This window comes from Mycobacterium sp. 236(2023), assembly GCF_029623955.1.
In the GTDB taxonomy this organism is placed as follows: domain Bacteria; phylum Actinomycetota; class Actinomycetes; order Mycobacteriales; family Mycobacteriaceae; genus Mycobacterium.
This window is the reverse complement of sequence record NZ_JARSBP010000003.1, coordinates 326,106-345,823: the sequence shown is the minus strand read 5'-3', so window position 1 is coordinate 345,823 and position 19,718 is coordinate 326,106. Positions and strand designations below refer to the sequence as shown.

The 19,718-nt window shown below is 66.8% G+C and carries 20 protein-coding genes and 1 tRNA gene; 15 read left to right on the top strand and 6 right to left on the bottom strand.

All coding sequences use genetic code 11. The features are described 5' to 3' along the window. Positions 1 to 94 precede the first annotated feature (94 nt). The gene (locus P9A17_RS12775) at positions 95 to 829 is read left to right on the top strand and encodes a hypothetical protein (RefSeq protein WP_278039013.1); all 735 of its coding nucleotides are present in this window, start codon (positions 95 to 97) and stop codon (positions 827 to 829) included. Here the strand turns inward: P9A17_RS12775 and P9A17_RS12770 are convergent. Next, positions 826 to 1,236 carry an HNH endonuclease gene (locus tag P9A17_RS12770; protein WP_278039834.1) on the bottom strand — a complete coding sequence of 137 codons (411 nt, stop codon included), beginning with the start codon at positions 1,234 to 1,236 and terminating at the stop codon, positions 826 to 828. The two genes, P9A17_RS12775 and P9A17_RS12770, sit on opposite strands and share 4 nt — an antisense overlap. Before the next feature lie 77 nt (positions 1,237 to 1,313). Between P9A17_RS12770 and P9A17_RS12765 the strand changes: the two genes are divergently transcribed. The 7 genes from P9A17_RS12765 (at position 1,314) to P9A17_RS12735 (ending at position 7,156) form a co-directional block, all read left to right on the top strand. Continuing rightward, positions 1,314 to 1,388 (top strand) — tRNA-Thr (locus tag P9A17_RS12765). 250 nt (positions 1,389 to 1,638) lie between these two features. Next, a complete protein-coding gene (treS, locus tag P9A17_RS12760; RefSeq protein WP_278039012.1) occupies positions 1,639 to 3,900 on the top strand; it encodes a maltose alpha-D-glucosyltransferase in 2,262 nt (753 codons plus the stop codon). A gap of 130 nt (positions 3,901 to 4,030) precedes the next feature. Next, a complete protein-coding gene (locus P9A17_RS12755) occupies positions 4,031 to 5,239 on the top strand; it encodes an Ig-like domain-containing protein (protein WP_278039011.1) in 1,209 nt (402 codons plus the stop codon). Positions 5,240 to 5,252: 13 nt separating this feature from the next. Next, a complete protein-coding gene (locus tag P9A17_RS12750) occupies positions 5,253 to 5,660 on the top strand; it encodes a BlaI/MecI/CopY family transcriptional regulator (protein ID WP_278039010.1) in 408 nt (135 codons plus the stop codon). Further along, entirely contained in the window at positions 5,657 to 6,574 is a 918-nt protein-coding gene (locus P9A17_RS12745; RefSeq protein WP_278039009.1) for a M56 family metallopeptidase, read from the top strand. The genes P9A17_RS12750 and P9A17_RS12745 overlap by 4 nt, the downstream gene beginning before the upstream one ends. A 90-nt stretch (positions 6,575 to 6,664) precedes the next feature. Beyond that, entirely contained in the window at positions 6,665 to 6,859 is a 195-nt protein-coding gene (locus tag P9A17_RS12740; protein ID WP_278039008.1) for a hypothetical protein, read from the top strand. Between the two features lie 51 nt (positions 6,860 to 6,910). After that, positions 6,911 to 7,156 carry a hypothetical protein gene (locus P9A17_RS12735; protein WP_278039007.1) on the top strand — a complete coding sequence of 82 codons (246 nt, stop codon included), beginning with the start codon at positions 6,911 to 6,913 and terminating at the stop codon, positions 7,154 to 7,156. Here P9A17_RS12735 and P9A17_RS12730 read toward each other — a convergent pair. Continuing rightward, on the bottom strand, positions 7,146 to 8,063 hold the full coding sequence (locus tag P9A17_RS12730) for an AEC family transporter (RefSeq protein WP_278039006.1): 918 nt from the start codon (positions 8,061 to 8,063) through the stop codon (positions 7,146 to 7,148). The genes P9A17_RS12735 and P9A17_RS12730 overlap by 11 nt on opposite strands. 56 nt (positions 8,064 to 8,119) lie before the next feature. Between P9A17_RS12730 and P9A17_RS12725 the strand changes: the two genes are divergently transcribed. After that, the gene (locus P9A17_RS12725) at positions 8,120 to 8,332 is read left to right on the top strand and encodes a hypothetical protein (RefSeq protein ID WP_278039005.1); all 213 of its coding nucleotides are present in this window, start codon (positions 8,120 to 8,122) and stop codon (positions 8,330 to 8,332) included. Between the two features lie 199 nt (positions 8,333 to 8,531). Beyond that, positions 8,532 to 10,589, top strand: coding sequence for a DUF4185 domain-containing protein (locus P9A17_RS12720; protein ID WP_278039004.1), 2,058 nt, complete (start codon positions 8,532 to 8,534; stop codon positions 10,587 to 10,589). 6 nt (positions 10,590 to 10,595) lie between these two features. Here the strand turns inward: P9A17_RS12720 and P9A17_RS12715 are convergent, their stop codons facing one another. Continuing rightward, positions 10,596 to 11,477, bottom strand: coding sequence for a DKNYY domain-containing protein (locus P9A17_RS12715; RefSeq protein WP_278039003.1), 882 nt, complete (start codon positions 11,475 to 11,477; stop codon positions 10,596 to 10,598). Between the two features lie 16 nt (positions 11,478 to 11,493). Then, positions 11,494 to 12,159 (bottom strand): M15 family metallopeptidase, encoded by a 666-nt coding sequence (locus tag P9A17_RS12710; RefSeq protein WP_278039002.1) that lies wholly within the window; start codon positions 12,157 to 12,159, stop codon positions 11,494 to 11,496. Between the two features lie 62 nt (positions 12,160 to 12,221). On the opposite strand from P9A17_RS12710, the gene P9A17_RS12705 reads away from it, so the two are divergent. The 5 genes from P9A17_RS12705 (at position 12,222) to P9A17_RS12685 (ending at position 17,807) form a co-directional block, all read left to right on the top strand. Then, positions 12,222 to 13,343, top strand: a complete 1,122-nt coding sequence (locus P9A17_RS12705; protein WP_278039001.1) for an XdhC/CoxI family protein — start codon at positions 12,222 to 12,224, stop codon at positions 13,341 to 13,343. Positions 13,344 to 13,416: 73 nt separating this feature from the next. Next, on the top strand, positions 13,417 to 15,774 hold the full coding sequence (locus tag P9A17_RS12700; RefSeq protein ID WP_278039000.1) for a xanthine dehydrogenase family protein molybdopterin-binding subunit: 2,358 nt from the start codon (positions 13,417 to 13,419) through the stop codon (positions 15,772 to 15,774). Positions 15,775 to 15,776: 2 nt separating this feature from the next. Continuing rightward, positions 15,777 to 16,469: an SRPBCC family protein gene (locus P9A17_RS12695; protein ID WP_278038999.1), complete on the top strand. Its 693-nt coding sequence runs from the start codon at positions 15,777 to 15,779 to the stop codon at positions 16,467 to 16,469. Beyond that, on the top strand, positions 16,466 to 17,341 hold the full coding sequence (locus tag P9A17_RS12690; protein WP_278038998.1) for an FAD binding domain-containing protein: 876 nt from the start codon (positions 16,466 to 16,468) through the stop codon (positions 17,339 to 17,341). Before P9A17_RS12695 ends, P9A17_RS12690 begins: the two co-directional genes overlap by 4 nt. After that, positions 17,334 to 17,807 (top strand): (2Fe-2S)-binding protein, encoded by a 474-nt coding sequence (locus P9A17_RS12685; RefSeq protein ID WP_278038997.1) that lies wholly within the window; start codon positions 17,334 to 17,336, stop codon positions 17,805 to 17,807. Before P9A17_RS12690 ends, P9A17_RS12685 begins: the two co-directional genes overlap by 8 nt. Positions 17,808 to 17,886: 79 nt before the next feature. Here P9A17_RS12685 and P9A17_RS12680 read toward each other — a convergent pair whose 3' ends face one another. Further along, complete coding sequence (locus P9A17_RS12680; protein WP_278038996.1) at positions 17,887 to 18,720, bottom strand: SDR family oxidoreductase; 834 nt, start codon at positions 18,718 to 18,720, stop codon at positions 17,887 to 17,889. 48 nt (positions 18,721 to 18,768) lie between these two features. Next, positions 18,769 to 19,674: an enoyl-CoA hydratase gene (locus tag P9A17_RS12675; RefSeq protein WP_278038995.1), complete on the bottom strand. Its 906-nt coding sequence runs from the start codon at positions 19,672 to 19,674 to the stop codon at positions 18,769 to 18,771. Between the last annotated feature and the right edge of the window lie 44 nt (positions 19,675 to 19,718).

Here is a 19,718-nt window from a genome sequence, read left to right as displayed (position 1 = left end):
GACCCTCATGTTTCTCCGTTCAGTTGGAAATGGGCTGCCCACTAGCTGTGCACTTCCTGTGAGTTTGTGGTTGCGCGGTCCATAGACTGAGCGGATGGACCTGGGCAAATCCCTGACCGAACTCGCATTCGCGCCGGTACGGGTGGGTTTGGCGGTCGCCGACGCCGGCCTCGGCGCTGCCAAGACCGGCCTGAACATCGCCCAGCGTGCGGTGGGCGATGGGCCGGAGGCGGCGCGGCAGACCCCGACCTCCTTCGCCTCCATGCTGGGAGTTCAAGACGCGGTCGAACGCGCGAACCGGCTGGCCAAGCTCATGGACGAGGACCAGCCGCTAGGGCGGGCGCTGGCCCCCGGCGGCCCCATCGACCGGTTGCTTCAGCCCGGCGGCGTCATCGACAGACTGACCGCGCCCGGGGGCGCACTCGACCGCATGACGCAGGACGACGGCGGGCTCATGCGAGCGATCGAGCCCGGCGGCCTCGTCGACCAGCTGCTTGCCGAGGAAGGGCTGATCGATCGGCTGCTGGCCGAGGACGGCGTCGCCGACCGGCTGTTCGCCGAGGGCGGCGTCGTCGACACCCTGACAGCGCGCCACGGCCCGCTCGAACAACTGGCCACCGTCGCGGACACCCTGAACCGGCTCGCACCCGGCCTGGAGGCGCTAGAGCCGACGATCGAGGCCTTGCGTGAGGCCGTCATCGTGCTCAGCCAGGTGGTCAATCCGCTCAGCTCCATCGCCGACCGGATCCCGCTGCCGGGCCGTCGTCCCCGCAGCCGCCCGACGTCGCGTCCGGTGACCTCACAGCGGGTCGTCGACGCCGAGGACTAGTAGGACTGACCGTCGGCATAGCGTTGCCGCCGGTAGAACCGGCCCTTGCCGCGATTCTTCGCCTTGTAGGTCGGCAGCTGACTGTCACAGTTGGGACAGACCAGCCGCAAGTTCTCACGACGGTCGTTGGTCGCATCCCCATCGATGTGGTCGATGATCAGCCCCAGCGTCAGGCCATTCCACGAGTTCTTGAGGCCACAGACTGCGCAGCAACCGCTTTGTTGCTCATAAAGGTAGTCGCGGATGTAATGCCCCTGACGCGACATCCCCGGAGCGCAGACGCCAGTCTGAAGCCACGCTTGCAACAGCAGACGACGCTGATAGGTCTGCTGACATGCGTTGCCGCAGAACACTTTCTGATGACGCTTTTGGAGTTGAACACCACAACCGAGACAAGTCCTCGCCACGTTGCCGACGCTAGCTCTGAGCACCGACAACACCCCCGATAGGCCAGACGATAGGATTTGACCGTCCGTACGGACACGCCTCCTTAGCTCAGTGGTAGAGCGTTCGCCTTGTAAGCGGAATGTCATCGGTTCAATCCCGATAGGAGGCTCCATTTTCCGCTATGAATGGCCTTTCACCGTAAATTTTCCGGATGCGAGATGGGTCGGAGCAACCGCGCTGAAGCACGGCGCAGTCAGAACACCTTCTGCAGCAAGACATGTCGGCCGGGCTGTGGCGCGAGGCCGGCACACCACGTTGACCCTCCTGGACAGTCGTTCTGACCACGTCCAGTTTCAACACTGCCCGGACGCGGCAATACTCGATACCGGTCGATACGAAACAACCTTGTGAAGGGCGGAACCTTGTCTCAAGCCGCGGAGTCGGAACCTGAAGACCAGGGCAACGAGGCGCCTGAGATCACGTTCGATGAACACCTCCACCCTGCGCGACCTCGGTCGTTGCGTTTCCGGCCGCGTGTGCGGACCCCGTTCACCCGCCGCTCGCTGGCCCGGGACGGCTCACCGACAGGCGATAATCCGGCGTACGTGTCGTGGCTGATCAGCCAGTCGATGCTGGCCGACGCCAACCAGATCAGCCAGCAGTTCTCCGGCCAGGGCTCGATGTGGCAGAACCCCTATGCCACGCCGAGCGCCCGGCATGCAGTCGAGACCGCCGCGGTGTGGTTCACGGCATATCCGCTGTCACTGATCACCCGCTCCGATGAGTCGTTCCTGAAGTCGATGTCCGACGCGGAGATGTGGAAGGCGTTCTCCGAAATCGGCATCGAAGCCGTGCACACCGGGCCCGTCAAACGAGCGGGCGGCATCTCGGGTTGGGATCTGACGCCGAGCGTGGACGGGCACTTCGACCGCATCAGCACCGAGATCGACCCCGCGTTCGGCACCGAAGAGGAATTCCGTCAGATGTGCGGCACCGCCAACTGGTACGGCGGCACCATCATCGACGACATCGTCCCCGGTCACACCGGCAAGGGCGCCGACTTCCGGCTCGCGGAGATGAAGTACGCCGACTACCCCGGCATCTATCACATGGTCGAGGTCGACCCGCGCGACTGGGAGAACCTGCCCGACGTGCCGTCGGGCGCGGACTCGGTCAACATCGACGCCGCGACGGAGGAATGGCTCGACAAGGCCGGTTACATCATCGGTGCGCTGCAGCGCGTCATCTTCTACGCCGAAGGCATCAAGGAGACGAACTGGAGCGTCACCCGGCCCGTCGTCGGCATCGACGGCGTCGAACGGCGCTGGGTGTACCTGCACTACTTCAAGGACGGTCAGCCGTCCATCAACTGGCTCGACCCGTCCTTCGCAGGGATGCGCCTGGTCATCGGTGACGCGCTGCATTCACTGACCGACCTTGGCACCGGCGGGTTGCGCCTGGACGCCAACGGGTTCCTTGGGGCTGAGAAGACCGCCGCCGAGGACAGCGCGGCCTGGTCGGAGGGCCATCCCCTGTCGGAGGCCGCCAACCACCTCATCGCGAGCATGGTGCGCAAGGTCGGCGGGTTCACGTTCCAGGAGCTCAACCTCACGATCGACGACATCCGTCAGATCGGCGAGGCCGGCGCGGACCTGTCCTACGACTTCATCACCCGCCCTGCGGTACAGCACGCACTGGCGACCGCCGACACGGAGTTCCTGCGGCTGACGCTGCGAACGACCCTTGAGCTCGGCGTGGACCCGGCGTCGTTGGTGCACGCTCTCCAGAACCACGACGAGTTGACCTATGAGCTGGTGCACTGGTCCAACGGGCACCGCGACGACGTGTTCACCTACAAGGGCGAGGAGGTCACCGGCGAGGTCCTCGGCGAGATCGTCCGCACCGACCTGCGCGATAAGTTGTCCGGCGAGAATGCCCCGTACAACCTCGTCTTCACGACGAACGGCATCGCCTGCACCAGCGCCACGATCATCGCCGCGACGCTGGGCATCTCGCAGCTCGACGACATCGACGGAGACGACGCCGAACAGATCGACCGGATTCGCCGGGCGCATCTGCTGCTGGCGATGTTCAACGCGTTGCAGCCGGGAGTTTTCGCCCTGTCGGGCTGGGACGTCTGCGGCATGCTGACGCTGCCCGCGACCGAGATTCCCGAGCTGCTCCGCGAAGGCGACACCCGCTGGATCCACCGCGCCGCGCACGATCTGATGGGCGTCAACCCGAACGCGACCCAGTCTCCTGCTGGAATGCCAAGGGGCAGAAGTCTTTACGGCTCCATCCCGGATCAGCTCGCCGACGACACCAGCTTTCTGCGACAACTGCAGGCCATCCTGAAGGTCCGCTCGCACTACGGGATCGCGACCAGCCGTCAGATCGACATTCCCGAGGTCTCCCAGCGCGGCATGCTGGTGCTCGTCCACCAGCTCGACGAGGTGAACCAGTACCAGCTGACGGTTTTGAACTTCGCCAACGAAGATGTCACGGGCACAGTGCGATCCAAGAAGCTGCCTCCGGGAAGCGAAGTGTCGGACATGTTCTCCGGCAAGGTCCTGGCAACTGTGGACGACCTGCACAGTTTCAGTGTCGAGCTCGCCGCGCACCACGGCCTGTCGCTGCTCGTCGAAGCTCCCGCCACGGACAGCGACGGCGCCGAGGAGTCCTGACCTCGCGACAGAGCTCCGGGCTCTTCCCGTCATCTACTATGGAGATACGTAGATTCCACCCTCGACGACCCAGCTGGGAGTAGCCCTGACCACGCCCCGCCGCAGCCGGCTCGCGATCCTGCTCGCCATCATGTCGGTCAGCCTGTTCGTCGCGACGCAGAGCGGTGCGCCCGTCGAGCAGCAGCAGGCCATGACGACCGCCGCCGACGCGGAGTCCCTGGCCGAACCACCGGCGCCGGCGAAACTGATCATCCGTTCCGAGGGCGACGAACACGGAATCCGCCCCGTCGATTCCGTGCGGGTGACCGCGACGTCAGGCACCATCACCGACGTCGAGATGACGAACGAGCAAGGCAGGCGGGTCAAGGGCGCGATAGACGCCGACGGCCGCGAGTGGACGCCGGCCGAGCCGCTCGGCTACGGCCGCACCTACACCGTGAAGGCCACCGGACTTGGCACGGATTCAACTGTTGCCAAAGAGATTTCACGCTTCTCGACGGTCGCACCCGCCAAGCAGACTTCCGTCTCGTTGCACGGCACGTCCGGCGCGAAGCTCGTTGACGGCGCGACCTACGGCGTCGGCATGGTGGTGGTCGCGCGTTTCGATGCCGACATCTCCGATCGCGCAGCAGCCGAGCGTCAACTCAAGGTCACCACCACACCCCGCGTCGAAGGCTCTTGGTACTGGGTCAACGACCGCAAGGCGCACTGGCGTCCGCGTGAGTACTACCCCCCGGGCACTCAGGTCACCGTCGACGCCGGCATCTACGGCACCGATCTCGGCGGCGGCGTTTACGGCCAGGAGGACAGCAAGGTCGGCTTCCGCATCGGGGATGCGCGCGTTTCCGTCGCCGACGACGCGACCAAGCAGGTCAGCGTCTTTCAGAACGGCAAGCTGGTCCGGACGATGCCGACGTCGATGGGCCGCGGCGGCACCGAGACGGTCGGCGGCACCACGATCCACTTCTGGACGCAGGCGGGCACCTACACGGTGATGGAGAAGGACAGTTCGGTGGTCATGGACTCGTCGACCTACGGCCTGCCGGTCGGTTCTTCGTCGGGCTATCGCCTGAACGTGTCGAACGCCGTCCGCATCAGTCCAGACGGCATCTACCTCCACGAGCTCGCGGATACTGTCTGGGCGCAGGGCAATACCAACGTGTCGGCGGGATGCCTCAACCTCAGCCCCGAGAACGCCGAGTGGTTCTTCGAATTCGCGCAGGAAGGCGATGTCGTCGAGGTGCGCAACACCGGTGGAGAGCCACTGGAGCAGTGGCAGAACGGCGACTGGTCGCTGCCCTGGGATCAGTGGAGTCAGGGCAGTGCGCTGCGCAGTTAGTTATGGTCGGACTGTGCAGCAGCGAGGTTTCGGCGATCTGGAGGCCGTGGTCATGGACCGCGTGTGGGCCAGTTGGGGCGAGCGAAGCGACGGGGGAAATCCCTCGCACGAGGTCACGGTCCGCGAAGTCTTCGACGAACTGACCGGTGAACGCGAAATCGCCTACACGACAGTCATGTCCACGATGGACAACCTCCACCGCAAGGGTTGGCTGGAGCGCCGGCGCGTCGGCAAGGCCTACAGCTACTGGCCCACGATGACACGGGAAGAGCGTTCCGCGATCCTGATGCGTGACGCGTTCCACTCCGGTGGCGACGCCGATCTGGTCCTGAACTTCTTCTTGGAACAGATGAACGACGACGAGTCCGCGCGCCTGCGCGCGGCCCTGCGCAAGGTCACGCGCCGCTCCCCCGCGTCATGAACGCCGCGATCTGCCTGCTGGTCTACGCTGCGACGCTCGGCTGGCTGGCCCCCGCCGTCCTGCGTCGCGTCACCGGCACCGGGGGCAGCCCAAGGCTCGCCGTGACGGTGTGGCTGACGGCGATCGGCGTGGCGATCGCCGCCTGGATCGCCGGATCCACCGGCATCGTGCGCGAGCTTCTCGGGCCCCATTCGGTCGATCCGGTGCGCTATTGCACCGAGATCATCCTGGCTCTGCACCATCTCGGCTGGGGCGGCGATGTCGCGCTCGGCGCCGCAGGCTTCACCGCCATCGCGGCATCACTCCTGTCAGCCAGACGCATCACCACTGCGCTGCAACGGTTTTGGCGCCGCAGCCAGGAGCACGCGCGTGAGGCCCGCCTCGTCGGCTCCCCCACGCACCGACCTGGGGTTGTCCTCGTCCACACCGACCATGCCGCCGCGTACTGCGTTGCCGGCAGGCCCGATGCGATCGTCGTGACCAGCGCCGCGGTGAAGAGCCTGACAGAACCGGAACTCGCCGCGGTGCTGGCACATGAGAGGGCCCACCTGAGCGGACGCCACCCGCAGCTGATGATGCTGCTGCGCGCACTCGCGTCGGCCGTGCCTGCGCTGCCGCTGTTCTCAGCGGCGGTCAACTCGGTGGGGCGGCTGGTTGAGATGAGTGCCGACGACGTCGCTGTCCGTGGGCACGGTCGCGACGCGCTGCTCAGTGGCCTGGTTGCGCTGGCCGGGGCTCCGCGGACCGGCGGCGCGGCGCTGGCCGCCGCCGACACCGCGGTGGTGGCGCGCGCGGAGCGGCTCGCGACGCCGCCGAAGCGGCGGAGCCTCCTGCGCGAGCGCGTCGTGCTCTCCGGAACCCTGGCCGCGATGATCGCGGCGCCTGCCCTCCTGGTCTTCTTCTGCCATTCCTGACCTGAGCCGACGCGCCACCTGTTATCTACGTAGCAGATACGTACTATGGGCATCAGTAGATCCAGGGACGCGAGCAGGTAGAGGGACGTGATGCTGAGCGACTTCGAGTTGGCCGAGTCGCTGTGGGACATCGTCGATCCTCACCTGACCGACGCGGACCGGTCGACAATGTGTGTCACCCTGCACACGTCGGAGCCGCTGCTGACGATCGCGACGGCCCTGCGGACCGCGGTCTGCCATCGCCTGGCTCTGCCGGGCAACCTGTTCGACGAGTTCCAGGCGTGATTCCAGCGCACGGGGAGGCTCGATGCGGGCGATCCGTGGTTCGCCCCGTGGTTGGAGATCCACACGCTGACTGCCGACGTCCAGCGCGGCCGGCACACCGTCGCGCTGGGAGGCTACGGTGCGGAAACCCTGTGCCACTTCATCCTCGATCACGCCGGTATGACCGACGCCCCGCGGGACCAGCAGGCCCGCACCCTCCAAGCCTGGCTGCTCGAAAACCGCCCGAGCCCGCTGTTGCGGGCGGACCTCACCGCCAACGGATTCGCGCACCTGCTGAGAGCGTCGATCAGCCCGTGAGCAGCACGACGACGAGGATCACCGGCACCGAGAGCAGCGTGCTGATGAGCGTGCCGTCTCGGGCCAGCTTCTCGCCGCGCTGATAGAGTCCGGCGTACGTGTTGATGTTTTGCGCAGATGGCAACGCCGCGAGCACCGTCACCACCAACAACTCGTGTTGATCGGCCCCGAAGCAGAAGCGCGCCAGGCCGTAGACCAGCGCAGGCATCACCACCAACTTGAACAGCACCGCCACGATCAGCAGACCGCGGTCGGTTGTACCTGCCTCGGAGCCTCGCGAAGTCAGAGAGATCCCGAAAGCGAGCAACACCGTGGGCACGGCGAGGGCAGCCAGCAGTTCCAGCGGGTCATGCAACGCCTGCGGAATGTCGATGTCGGTCATGGCCAGCGCCAGACCGATCGCACTCGCCGCGATGATGGGATTTCCAAGAAGCGCACCCAACCGACGGGTCATCGAAACTCGTTGCCCTGCAGCGGAATCAAGAAGACCAAGGCTGATCGGGACGAGAACCACCGTCTGGAACAGGATGAGCGCCGACACCTCGGCGGTGCTGCCGAGAACATAGGCACTGATCGGAATCCCGAGATTGCCCGCATTGACGACCGACGCCAGCATCGCTCCGACCGTCGCGTCCCCGCGCGGCCGGCGAGTCGCCGTCGCGATGCCGAAATATGCCGCATAGACGACGACCGCACCGATCGCCGACACCAGCAGGGCCTCGGAGAACACCTGATCCAGTTGCGCGTCGGCGAGGCTGATGAGCAGCAGCGCGGGCACGCCGATGTGAAAGGCCGTGCGGTTGAGGACCGTCTTGGCGTTGTCGCCGAGCACACCGCGCCAGCCCACGATCGCACCGACGACGATCACCACGATGATGACGGTGAACGCCTGCAGCACCGCAAGCACGTGCGCCACCTTCCCGGTTGTCGAGGTCGTCGCACCGAGGTTATCCGGGGTCTGTCGTGGCGTCGCGCCGAGGCCGCCCCGCGCCGCAAAGCATCGAACAGCTCACCTCCCTGGCCGTTCGCATCGCGACGGGGCCGGTCCCCGGGCTTCGCCAAGCACCTGATCTCGAGCCGTGGCCCGATTGTGCGCAACGTCTTGCCGACCTGCCGAGCACCGGCGACATGCGCCGCGTCGACGACGTAGCCGGGGCGGTCAGCCTCTGCGGATAGGCACAGCGGGATCAGGGCGTACAACGCAGATTCTGTTTGCTGAAGAACCGCGATGCCTGGGCGTATCGCTAATTCTGCATGGTCACAGTAACGAAACGAATGCTGCAGCGATTTAATCTTTTGCTCGCCGGCCCCAGGTGAATGCGATTGAATGGTCACCGACGACGGGGGTCGGACAGGGCTGGACTGAAGGGATTTCATGGGCACCGCAGCGTACGTCGGTCGGGTCGGCGGTTTGGCCGTCGCGCTGGGCGTCGGATCAGCAGTATTTGCAGGACACGGCGTCGCGTGGGCCGATGACACCGACTCGCCGGCGACGAAATCCTCGGTGTCAGCAACGTCACAGAGCAAGACGGACGACAGCTCCGAGGCGGCGGACAAGGCGGCCGAGTCGAAGGATGACTCCGAACCGGCCGCGGGCTCGGACGACGAGACGGAGCAACAGGGCGAGGACACCGTTGAGGTGGATGACCCTATCGACGAGGACGAGGACGACCCCGAGCCAGAGCCCGAGCCAGCCGACGAGTCGGACCCCGTCGAGGACCCGGCTCCTGTCGACGTTCCCAAAGACGAGACGCCCGCCACCAAGCCCGCCAGTGACGACGTCGAGGAAAGCCAGACCACCAAGGCGACGAAGGCCGCGAAGGCCGACATCGACAAGGCCGATGACCCCGGGGTGCCCCCGCAGGACGGGAAGACGGTCACGCTCGTCACCGACGCGCCCACATCGACCAACTCCACATCGACCAACTCCACATCGACCAGCCCCACATCGACCAACCCCGCGACCACCGTCACCGCCCTGCTGGGCAGCGACCAAGACGACGAAGCGACCACGAAGAAGCCGAACCTCATCACGGCGATCGTCAACGTCGTCAACAGCATGATCGACTGGGCGCACCAGAAGGCCGACACCAAGCCCGGCGACGAGCCGCAGCCGCCGTTCCTGTGGGCACTGATGGCGTTCGCCCGCCGCGAGCTCGACACCCTGTTCACCGCGCGCACCACCAACGCTCCGCGCAGCAGCGCGGTCGCACCGACGAGCCTCGCGCTGACCGACTCGACGTCTGCTGCAGCGCTGGCGGCGGCCAACTCCCCGTGGCTCAACCCGCAAGTCAGCGCTTCGACGAAGTTCATCGACTGGGTGACGGGCCCTTACGCGAACATCCCGGGCCGATTCAACATCTACGGCACCGACCTCGGCATCATGTGGGACAACGGCATGGTCGACGATCCGACGACCCCAAACATCGACGAGCGCCAGATTCTGATCGCCGTCGGTGACAGTTTCGGCCTCCCGGGCATGCAGGGCAGGCACATCTACAACACGCTGTTCCGCAGCAACGACCACGACCTGTCCGATGGGATAACCATCCGGAACGGAGAGTGGTTCAACGGCAACATGTTCGGCGGCGCACCGCTGGACGGCCCCACCCAGGCGCGGCCCATCATCAACCGGCCATCGTGGCTGCCGGGCTCGGTCACCCTCATCCCCACCGCGGGCGTCTCGATCGTGACGCCCGACGATCCGCTGGCCAAGTTCGGCGTCACCCAGTACGTCAGCTTCATGTCGGTGACCAAGTGGGGCCAGGCGGGCCGGTGGACCACGAACTACTCGGCGGTCGCCTACTCCTACGACAACGGCGAGAACTTCACCGTGGCACCCGAAAGCGTGCGCTACAACTCGTTCTTGAGCGGCAATCGCAACTTCCAGCAGTCGGCGTACGTCAAGGGCGACGACGGGTACGTGTACGTCTACGGCACCCCCAATGGGCGCCAGGGCGCGGCCTACCTGGCCCGCGTCACCGAGGACAACGTGCTCAACGTGTCCCAGTACGAGTACTACAAGAAGGCGACGAAGGGCTGGTTCGGGAGCACCACGCCGGCCCGGTGGGTCAAGGGCAGCCCGTCGTCGGCGTCGGCGATCATCGGCAAATCCGGCGGTCTGTTCGGCATCACGAAGCCGGGTTACACCGTGAGCGAGATGTCGGTGCAGTACAACGAGTACCTGAAGAAGTACGTCGTGCTCTACGGCGACCAGGCCAACAGGATCGTGATGCGTACGTCAGATACGCCCGAGGGTGTGTGGTCGGACGCCACCGTTCTGATGAACCAGCAGACCGGCGGGATCTACGCCCCGATGCTGCACCCGTGGTCACCGTCGACCGAGGGCGTCGGCTCGAAGCTCTACTGGAACCTGTCGCTGTGGTCGGACTACAACATCATGCTGATGGAGACCGACCTCTCGAAGATCTGATTGGCCCTAGTCCCCGAACGAGATCGTCGTCTCCGAGCAGCCGGTGACCGCCCGGCCGCTCGGGAACGTCGACGGATCGGCACCGGCGATCACGTCCTGCCGGTAGTACGCGTTGTCCCGGTCTGCGGAGCATTCGAAGTTCGCGTTGAGCACCTCGAAGGTGGCGGGGTCGGCACCCGGTATCGCCTTGCCCATCCAGTACACCTGCGCAGCGTCGGCGGCGTAGGGACCTTCGAGCGGATGGAACGTCGCCACGTCGGCGCCCGGAACCTGCGCGTCGAAGTAGAAGACCGAGGCGTCGTCACGGGAGTACGCGCCCTGCATCACCTGGAACGATGCCGGCGATGCACCCTCGATCGCATTGCCGTTCACGAAGACCGTGCCGCCGTCCTTGGCGAACAGGTAGTGGTCCTCGTCGACGATGATCATGAAATTCTGTGGGTCGCTGGACAATACGGTGCCGTCAGTCCAGTAGACGTGCGCACCGTCCCTGGACAGGTCACTGCCGAGGAACTCAAAATTCTCAGGGTCGTCGCTGATCGATTGATCGTGTTGGTACACCCGATCCCGGTCCTTCGAGAATCCCGGCCGATCCATCAACTGGAACGAGTCGGCGTCCGCCCCCTGCAGCAGGTGACCGTTGATGAACACGTGCTCGCGGTCGCGCGCATACGTCCGGTCGAACACCTCGAATGAGGTGGCATCGGCGCCTGCTATCGGAAATGCCTTGCCGGGGAACGGGTTCAGGTAATAGACGACGTTGTCTCGGACGTGGTAGCCAGCCTCGTCGATCAGCGAGCTGGGCTCCTCGGTGCTGCCGCATCCCCCCACCAACGCAAGGACCACTGCACAGGCCGCGAGGACGGCCGCCGCGATGAATCTGCGCATGGGTTCATCGAAGCACCTAATTCACCGGCACATCGAGGATCGGACGTTCCACCGACGCTCCGGGCCCGTCGAAATGCCACCATTCGCCGTCGTACACGGTGAAGCCCCCTGCCGTCATCGCGTCGCGCAGCCTCGCCCTGTTCGCCTGGGCAGCCGGGCTGACGCCGTCGGTGGCGTAGGCGAGGCTGCGGGGCGTGAAGTCGTCGAATCCGGTACCCATGTCGACCAATCCATCGGGGCCGGCCAGCGTCACGTCCACCGACCTCCCGGCGACGTGACTACGCGCGAAGTCCCCCGGGCGTGCGACCCACGCAGGGTTGGGCACCTCTTCGAACATCCGCACCTGCACGGCATGGGGTCGGTAGCAATCCCAGAAGACGAGGCGCTCCCCTCCTGTCCGCAGAATGTCCGCGGCGGCCACCAGACCCGGCGCCAGGGACTCGTGCACCATGCACCGCGCACCGGCAGGGTAGAGCGGGATGCCGACGAAGTTGTCTGCCGTCGCGTAGCGCAGGTCGATCACCGCGTCGGGAACGACGCTGCGCACGTCGACGAATCCCGCCGCCTGTGCTGCGTCCGACACCGGCGGGACGGGCGCTGCCGAACCGGTCGCCGAAGGCCCCGCGGCGGCGGCGGCCGTGAGCACGCCAATGATCAAGCAGCGCAGCGCGAAAACGCTCATACCGAGAACTGTAGAGGTCATCGCCGCAGCAGTCGGCCACACCTGAGGCATAAAATGCGCTGATGCGCGACGTCCTCGACGAGTTGCTGGGGGTCTGGCGGGCCGGCGGTACCGCGGGCCTGTCGACGGTGGTGCGCACCATGAACTCCGCACCGCGGCCACCGGGCGCAGCGATGGTGGTGACCCCCGAAGGCACCGTCGCGGGTTCGGTGTCGGGTGGATGCGTCGAGGGCGCCGTGTACGAGTTGGCCAACGAGGTCGTGGCGAGCGGACAGCCCGAACTGCAGCGCTACGGCATCAGCGACGACGACGCGTTTTCGGTCGGCCTGACGTGTGGCGGCACGATCGACATCTTCACCGAACCGGTGTCGCGCAACACTTTTCCGGATCTGGACCTGGTCGCCGACCACATCGCGGAACACCGCGCAGTCGCCGTTGCGACCGTCATCGCACACCCCGACCCGAGCCGCGTCGGCATGCGGCTGATCGTGGGCACCGACTGGCGGCGGGGCACGGTCGGGTCGCAGCGCGCCGACGACGCGGTGGCCGACGACGCGCGCGGCCTCCTGCTGGCCGGCACGTCCGCTGTGTTGTCGTACGGACCGGACGGGCAGCGTCAGGACGCGGGGATGGAGGTGTTCGTCTCGAGTCATGCCCCGCGGCCCCGGATGCTGGTGTTCGGCGCCATCGACTTTGCGTCGGCACTCGCGCAGCAGGCGGCGTTCCTCGGCTACCGGGTCACCGTGTGCGACGCCCGGCCCGTCTTCGCGACCGCCGCCCGCTTCCCCGCCGCCGAAGAGGTCGTCGTCGACTGGCCGCATCGCTATCTGGTCGCGCAGGCCGAACAGGGCGCGATCGATTCGCGGACCGCGATCTGCGTGCTGACCCACGACCCCAAGTTCGACGTCCCCGTTCTCGAGGTCGCGCTGAGGCTTCCCGAAGCCGGCTACATCGGCGTGATGGGGTCTCGCCGCACCCACGAGGATCGTCTGACGCGCCTGCGGGACGCGGGCCTGACCGACGCAGAACTCGCCCGGCTGGCCAGTCCGATCGGCCTGGATCTGGGCGCCCGGACCCCCGAGGAGACGGCGGTGTCGATCGCCGCGGAGATCATCGCGCGTCGCTGGGGCGGCAAGGGGCGGCCGCTTGCCGAGACGGGCGGTCGTATCCACCACGACTCGTGAGACAGATCTGGTGGAAATGTCGCTCTCCAATGCGATAACGTCACTCTTCACAGCCCAAGGAGAGTGATCGCGCGTGACTGACACCGACAGTGGAGTCGTGGAGGCGGTGACACCCCGCTATGCAGGCCAGCGTGTCCCCCGCGTCGAGGACAACCGTCTTCTCACTGGTCACGGCCGTTTTGTCGACGACATCACCCGCCCCGGCATGCTGCACGCCTGCTTTGTACGCAGCCCGTTCGCGCGCGCCACCATCAACGGGATCGACGCCGCGGCCGCCCTGGCCCTGCCGGGCGTGCACGCCGTGTTCACGGCGGCAGATCTGAACCCGGAAGTCCGCGAGGCGTGGCACGCCGTCGCAGGCAAGGACGTTGCCGACACCCCCCGCCCGCCGCTCGCCGAGGGCGAGGTCAAGTTCGTCGGCGACCCCGTCGCGCTCGTCGTCGCGGACAGCCGCTACCTCGCCGAGGACGCCGTCGACCTCGTCGAGGTCGATTACGACCCGCTGCCTGCGATCGCCGACTTCCGCAACGCGATCGGCGGCTCCGACGCCGGTGTCCCCGTGGTGCACGAGGCCTACCCCGACAACGTCGCCGGCGGCATGGGCGGGATGCCGCCCGACGAGGAGCTGTTCGCCTCGGCGCCGCATGTCGTGGAGGAACGCATCTATCAGCAGATGTATGTGCCCGTCCCGATGGAGACGCGGGGCATGGTCGTCGAGTGGACGTCGACGACGTCAGAGCTGATGGTCTGGGCGTCCACCCAGACCCCGCACGAGCTGCGTGCGTTCGCCGCGCGACTTCTCGGTATCCCGGCCCAGGGCGTGCGGGTGATCATGCGCGACACCGGCGGCGCGTTCGGCCAGAAGGTCGTGCCGATGCGCGAGGACATGTGCATTCTGCTGGCTGCCCGCAAGGTGACCGGACCGCTGAAGTGGATCGAGGACCGGCGAGAAAACCTGATGTCGGCGGGCCAGTCCCGCCACGTGGACGGCAAGGTGCGGATGGCGTTCGACGCAGACGGCAAGATCCTGGCCGCCGACATCGACTTCGTCCAGGACGTGGGCTCGTACCCGACGCCGTACCCGGTGCTGACCACCGCGGCGATCGGCATGTTCTTTCCCGGCCCGTACCGGGTGCCCAAGGCCAGCTTCAACTACAAGACCGTCTTCTCCAACACCCCGGGCCTGCATGCCTACCGCGGTCCGTGGCAGTACGAAACCCTCACCCGCGAAATGCTTCTCGACTGCGCCGCCCGCAAGATGGGCATGGATCCCGTCGAGCTGCGGCGGATCAACATCTTGCGCGGCGACGAGATGCCCTTCTTCAACCCCAACGGGATGCCGTACGACAACTGCGCGCCCGCAGACACTTTCGAGCAGGCGGTCAAGATCCTCGACCACGAGGGGTTCCGCAAGGAGCAGGCCGAAGCGCTCGCCGAGGGCCGCTACATCGGGCTCGGCTTCTCCGCCTACATCGAGCCGACCGGTGCGGCGACCGGGCACCTCGCGACCGAGGGCGCCACGGTGCGGATGGAGTCCACGGGCAAGATCAACGTCTATGTGAACGGCGGCTCGGCGGGCAACAGCATCGAGACGACGGTCGTGCAGCTGACCGCGGATGCGTTGGGCGCCAACATCGACGACGTGTCGACCATCCAGGGCGACACCGCGGTCACCCCGTACGGGGCGGGCACGCAGGGCAGCCGCAGCGGACCGATGACCGCGGGTGCGGTCAACGAGGCCGGTGCGATCCTGCGCAAGCAGATCATCGCGATCGCCGCACAGATCCTCGGTGCCGAAGCCGACGACATCGAACTCGCCGATTCCCGAGCCACGCTGCGCAGCGACCGGGACAAGAGCGTCAGCTTCGCCGACATCGCGTTCCGCTCGTACTACGAGCCGGCACAGCTCGCGGGCGTCGACCCGACACTCGAGGCCACCGCACGGTTCAACTCCCAGGCAATGATCCACTGGGCCAACGCCACTCACGTCTGCACCTGCGAGGTCGACGTCGAGACCGGGCACGTGACGCTGACCCGCTACATCGTCAGCGAGGACGTCGGCCCGATGATCAACCCCAACGTCGTCGAGGGCCAGGTCGCCGGCGGCACCGTTCAGGGCATCGGCGGAGCGCTGCTGGAGAAGCTTGCCTACGACGACGCGGGCAACCCGGTGGCCTCCACGTTCGTCGACTACCTGCTTCCGACCGCCACCGAGGTGCCGCCGATCGAGTTCGGCCACGTCGAGATCCCCGGACCCGGCGTCGGTGGATACAAGGGCGCAGGCGAAGGCGGTGCGATCGGATCACCACCGGCGGTGATCAACGCGATCAACGACGCGCTGGCTCCCCTCGGCGTGACACTGACCCAATTGCCGGCCACCCCGGCCACGATCATCGACCTCATCGAGCAAGCTGCTGGAAAGGACCACTGACGGTGGAACTGAACAACGAGTTTCGGGTCGCGGTCCCGTCCGCGAAAGTCTGGGAGGTCTTCACCGACGTCGAACGCGTCGCCCCCTGCCTGCCCGGCGCCACCCTGCTGTCCGTCGACGGCGACACCTTCAACGGGGCGGTCAAGGTCAAGGTCGGCCCGATCACCGTGTCCTACAAGGGCGTTGCGACGTACAAGGAGAAAGATCCGTCGGGCCGCCGGATCGTGCTGCGGGCCGAAGGCAAGGAGACCCGCGGCAACGGCACCGCCGCCGCGACCGTCACCGCGCAGCTCAAGGACGAGGGTGAGTCGACCCACGTGGGTATCACCACCGACCTCGCGATCTCGGGCAAGGCGGCGCAGTTCGGTCGCGGAGTGCTCGCCGACGTCTCTGGCAACCTGATCGCACAGTTCGCCCGCAGCCTGGAAGCCGAACTCCTCGGCGGTTCATCACCGGCAGCCGCCACCGCAGCGCCGACCGCCGAAACCGCTGCGGTAGCCGCACAGCCTGCCTCAGATTCCGTCGACCTGCTCAAGGTCGTCGCGATGCCGATGGCGAAACGGTTCGCGCCGGCGCTGGCCGCGGCCGCCGCAGCGGGCGCGGTCGGCTTCCTGATCGGCCGCAAGCGGCGCAAGACTCCGGCGACAGTGCTCGCCGACGATCTGCAGGCCGTCCTGGCCCGGCTGTTGTCATGAAGGCAGCACCGTTCGCCTACCACCGACCGCAGACGGTTGCGGACGCGGTGGCGCTGCTCGGCGATTACGGGGACGACGCGAAAATCCTTGCCGGCGGCCAGAGTCTGGTCCCGATGCTGGCGATGCGGCTCACCCATTTCGAGAACCTGATCGACATCTCCCGGGTGGACGAGCTGCGCAACATCGAGCTGCGCGACGACCGAGTACGGATCGGTGCGGGCACCCCCCACGCCCTGGTCGGCATGGACGACGAGGTCGCCGAATCGGTTCCGCTGCTGACGTTGTCGACGCCGCACATCGGGCACTTCCAGATCCGCACGAGGGGAACCCTCGGCGGTGCGATCGCGCACGCCGACCCCGCCGCCGAGTACGCAGCCGTCGCGCTGGCGCTCGACGCCGAGATCGAGGCGACGTCCGCACGAGGCGTCCGGCGCATTCCCGCGGCGCAGTTCTTCACCGGACTGTGGGAGACCGCGCTGGCCCCCGACGAGATCCTCACCGCCGTCGCGTTCCCGGTGTGGTCAGGGCGCTGCGGCTTCTCCGTGCAGGAGTTTGCCCGTCGCCACGGCGATTTCGCGATCGCTGGGGCGACGCTGGCCGTCGAGCTCGATGACGACAACAAGGTGGCCCGCTGCGGGATCGGGCTGCTCGGCATGGGATCCACGCCTGAGCGCGGCACGCCGGCAGAAGCGGCCGTCGTCGGTAAGCCCGTCGGCGACATCGCGGCCGACGAGATCGGCAGGCTGGCGGTTTCGGCGCTCGAAGATGTTCCCGCCGACCTGCAGGGCACGGCGGCATACCGATCGAAGGTCTGCGCCACCATGGTCGCGCGGGCCTGGACCGAGGCAACGAATGAGGCAATCAATGCATGAAATCCCCGTCGAGGTCTCGGTCAACGGGCGGCACCACTCGTCGACCGTCGAACCGCGGTTGACGCTGGCCGACTACCTTCGTGAAAAGTGTGGTCTCACAGGCACGCACCTGGGCTGCGAGCACGGCGCGTGCGGTGCCTGCACGGTGCTGCTCGACGGTCAGGCCGTCCGCTCGTGCCTGGTGTTCGCCGTCCAGGTCGACGGCCAGGAAGTCACGACGGTCGAGGGCATCGCCGACGAGAGCGGCGCCCTGTCGCCGGTGCAGGCTGCGATGCGCGACTGCCACGGCCTCCAATGCGGCTTCTGCACACCGGGATTTGTCACCAGCATCACCGCCCTGCTGCGTGACAACCCGACGCCGTCGGACGAGGAGATCCGCGAAGGCCTGTCCGGCAACTTCTGCCGGTGCACGGGCTACCAGGGCATCGTCAACGCGGTGAAGCAGGCTTCTCAGGCGATGAGCTAGCGGCCACCGCGCCGAAACTGAATCCTTACAGGGGTCCTCTCGAACTTTCTCTGCCGGAATTCCGTTTCGGCGGGGGTTGCTAGGTCGCGACGACGCCGCGCAGCCCGTCCGCACCGAACAGCGGCTCGAGCATCCCCGACAGGTCGGGGCCACGCCGCAGGCCGTGGCCGCCGTCGACGTTGATGACCTGCCCGGTGATGAAGCTGGCGGCATCGCTGAGCAGGAACACCGCCAGGTTCGCGATGTCCTCCACCTCCCCCACTCGCGGCAGGGGCGTGCACGACGCATAGTCCTCGCTGAGGGCGGGGGTGTCGATGATCGGCGCGACCATATCGGTCTTGGTCAGCCCCGGCCGGATCCCGTTGACGCGCACCGAGGACGGGCCCAGTTCGTCGGCGGCGACCATCATCAGGTGATCGAGTGCGGCCTTGCTCGGCCCGTACGCGCCGAACCAGCGGTGGGTGTTGCTCGACGCGATCGACGAGATTCCGATGAACGACCCGCCGCCACCGCGCACCATCTCTCGGGCGGCGTGCTTGAGGACGTACATGGTCCCGTTGATGTTCAGGTCGACGGTGTTGCGCCAGGCGTTGGAGTCGATCTGGGTGAGTGGGCCGATGGTCTCCGAACCGCCGGCGCTGTGCACGACGCCGTCGAGCTTGCCGTGCCAGGCCGTCGCCGCCGCCACGAGGCGCGTGGCCTGGTCCTCGTCGGTCACGTCCGCCGGCTCGTAGATGACGTCCCCGTCGCCGAGTGCCTTGAGCTCGTCGGCCGCGGCAGAAAGCTTGTCGGCGTTGCGGCCGGCCAGGACGACGTTGCCGCCCGACTCCACGATCGCGGCGGCCACACCCTTACCGATCCCGCTGCCACCGCCCGTGACCAGGTACGTGCGATCCGCCAACGACAGCAGCATGCCAACTCCTCGATAGCCCGACTAACTAGAACAGGTTCCAGTTATACGTCACGGCTCGTCGCGGCGGGAGAGCTTTGGGGCGCCCAATGTGCGCCAGTCCGGCACGTTCGGCGGCAGCCCGACCGGATAGCGGTTCTCGTTGTGGGCAGCCCAATGGGCATGACCCAATTCGTGGATGTGGAACGCGTGCCGCAGCGCCTCGGTGAAGCCCATCGCATCGCTGGCGGCATTCACCGAATCCTTGACCAACAGCGCCGCCATGGTCGGACGCTCGGCGATCCGTCGCGCGAAGTCGAGCGTCTTGTCCTCCAACTCGGCGCGCGGGAAGACCTTCGACACCATGCCCAGCCGGTAGGCCTCGTCGGCGTCGATCGCGTCGCCGGTGAGCAGCAGCTCCTTGGCCTTGCGGGCGCCGAACTCCCAGGGGTGCGCGTAGTACTCGACGCCCGGCATGCCCATCCGCACCGCGACGACGTCGCTGAACTTCGCGTCGTCCGACGCGACGATGAGGTCACAGGCCCAGATCAACATCAGGGCCGCCGAGATGGCGTTGCCCTGCACCTGGGCGATGGTGATCTTGCGCAGATCGCGCCACCGGGCCGTGTTGTTGAAGAAGTAGTGCCATTCCTGCAGGTAAGTCCGCTCGATGACGGCATCCCGGGTGGCCCCGTTGCACGTGAACGTGGGGTGCTGGGCGGGCCCGGGACCCCGCTCGGCCATCGCCTCTTCGGAGCCCAGGTCGTGGCCGGCCGAGAAGTTCTTCCCCCGCGCCGCGAGAATCACCACCCGCACGGTGTCGTCGGCCTCGGCCCGCCCGAACGCCTCGTCCAGCTGGACGAGCAGCGTCCGGGATTGGGCGTTCTGCGCGCCCGGCCGGTTCAGCCAGATCCGCGCGATGCGGCCCTCGTCGAGAGTCTCGTAAGTCACCTGATCCTGATCCGCCACGCGTTGCACATTACGGCTGAAGTGTCACGTCCTCGCACAGGACCCCAGCTCTG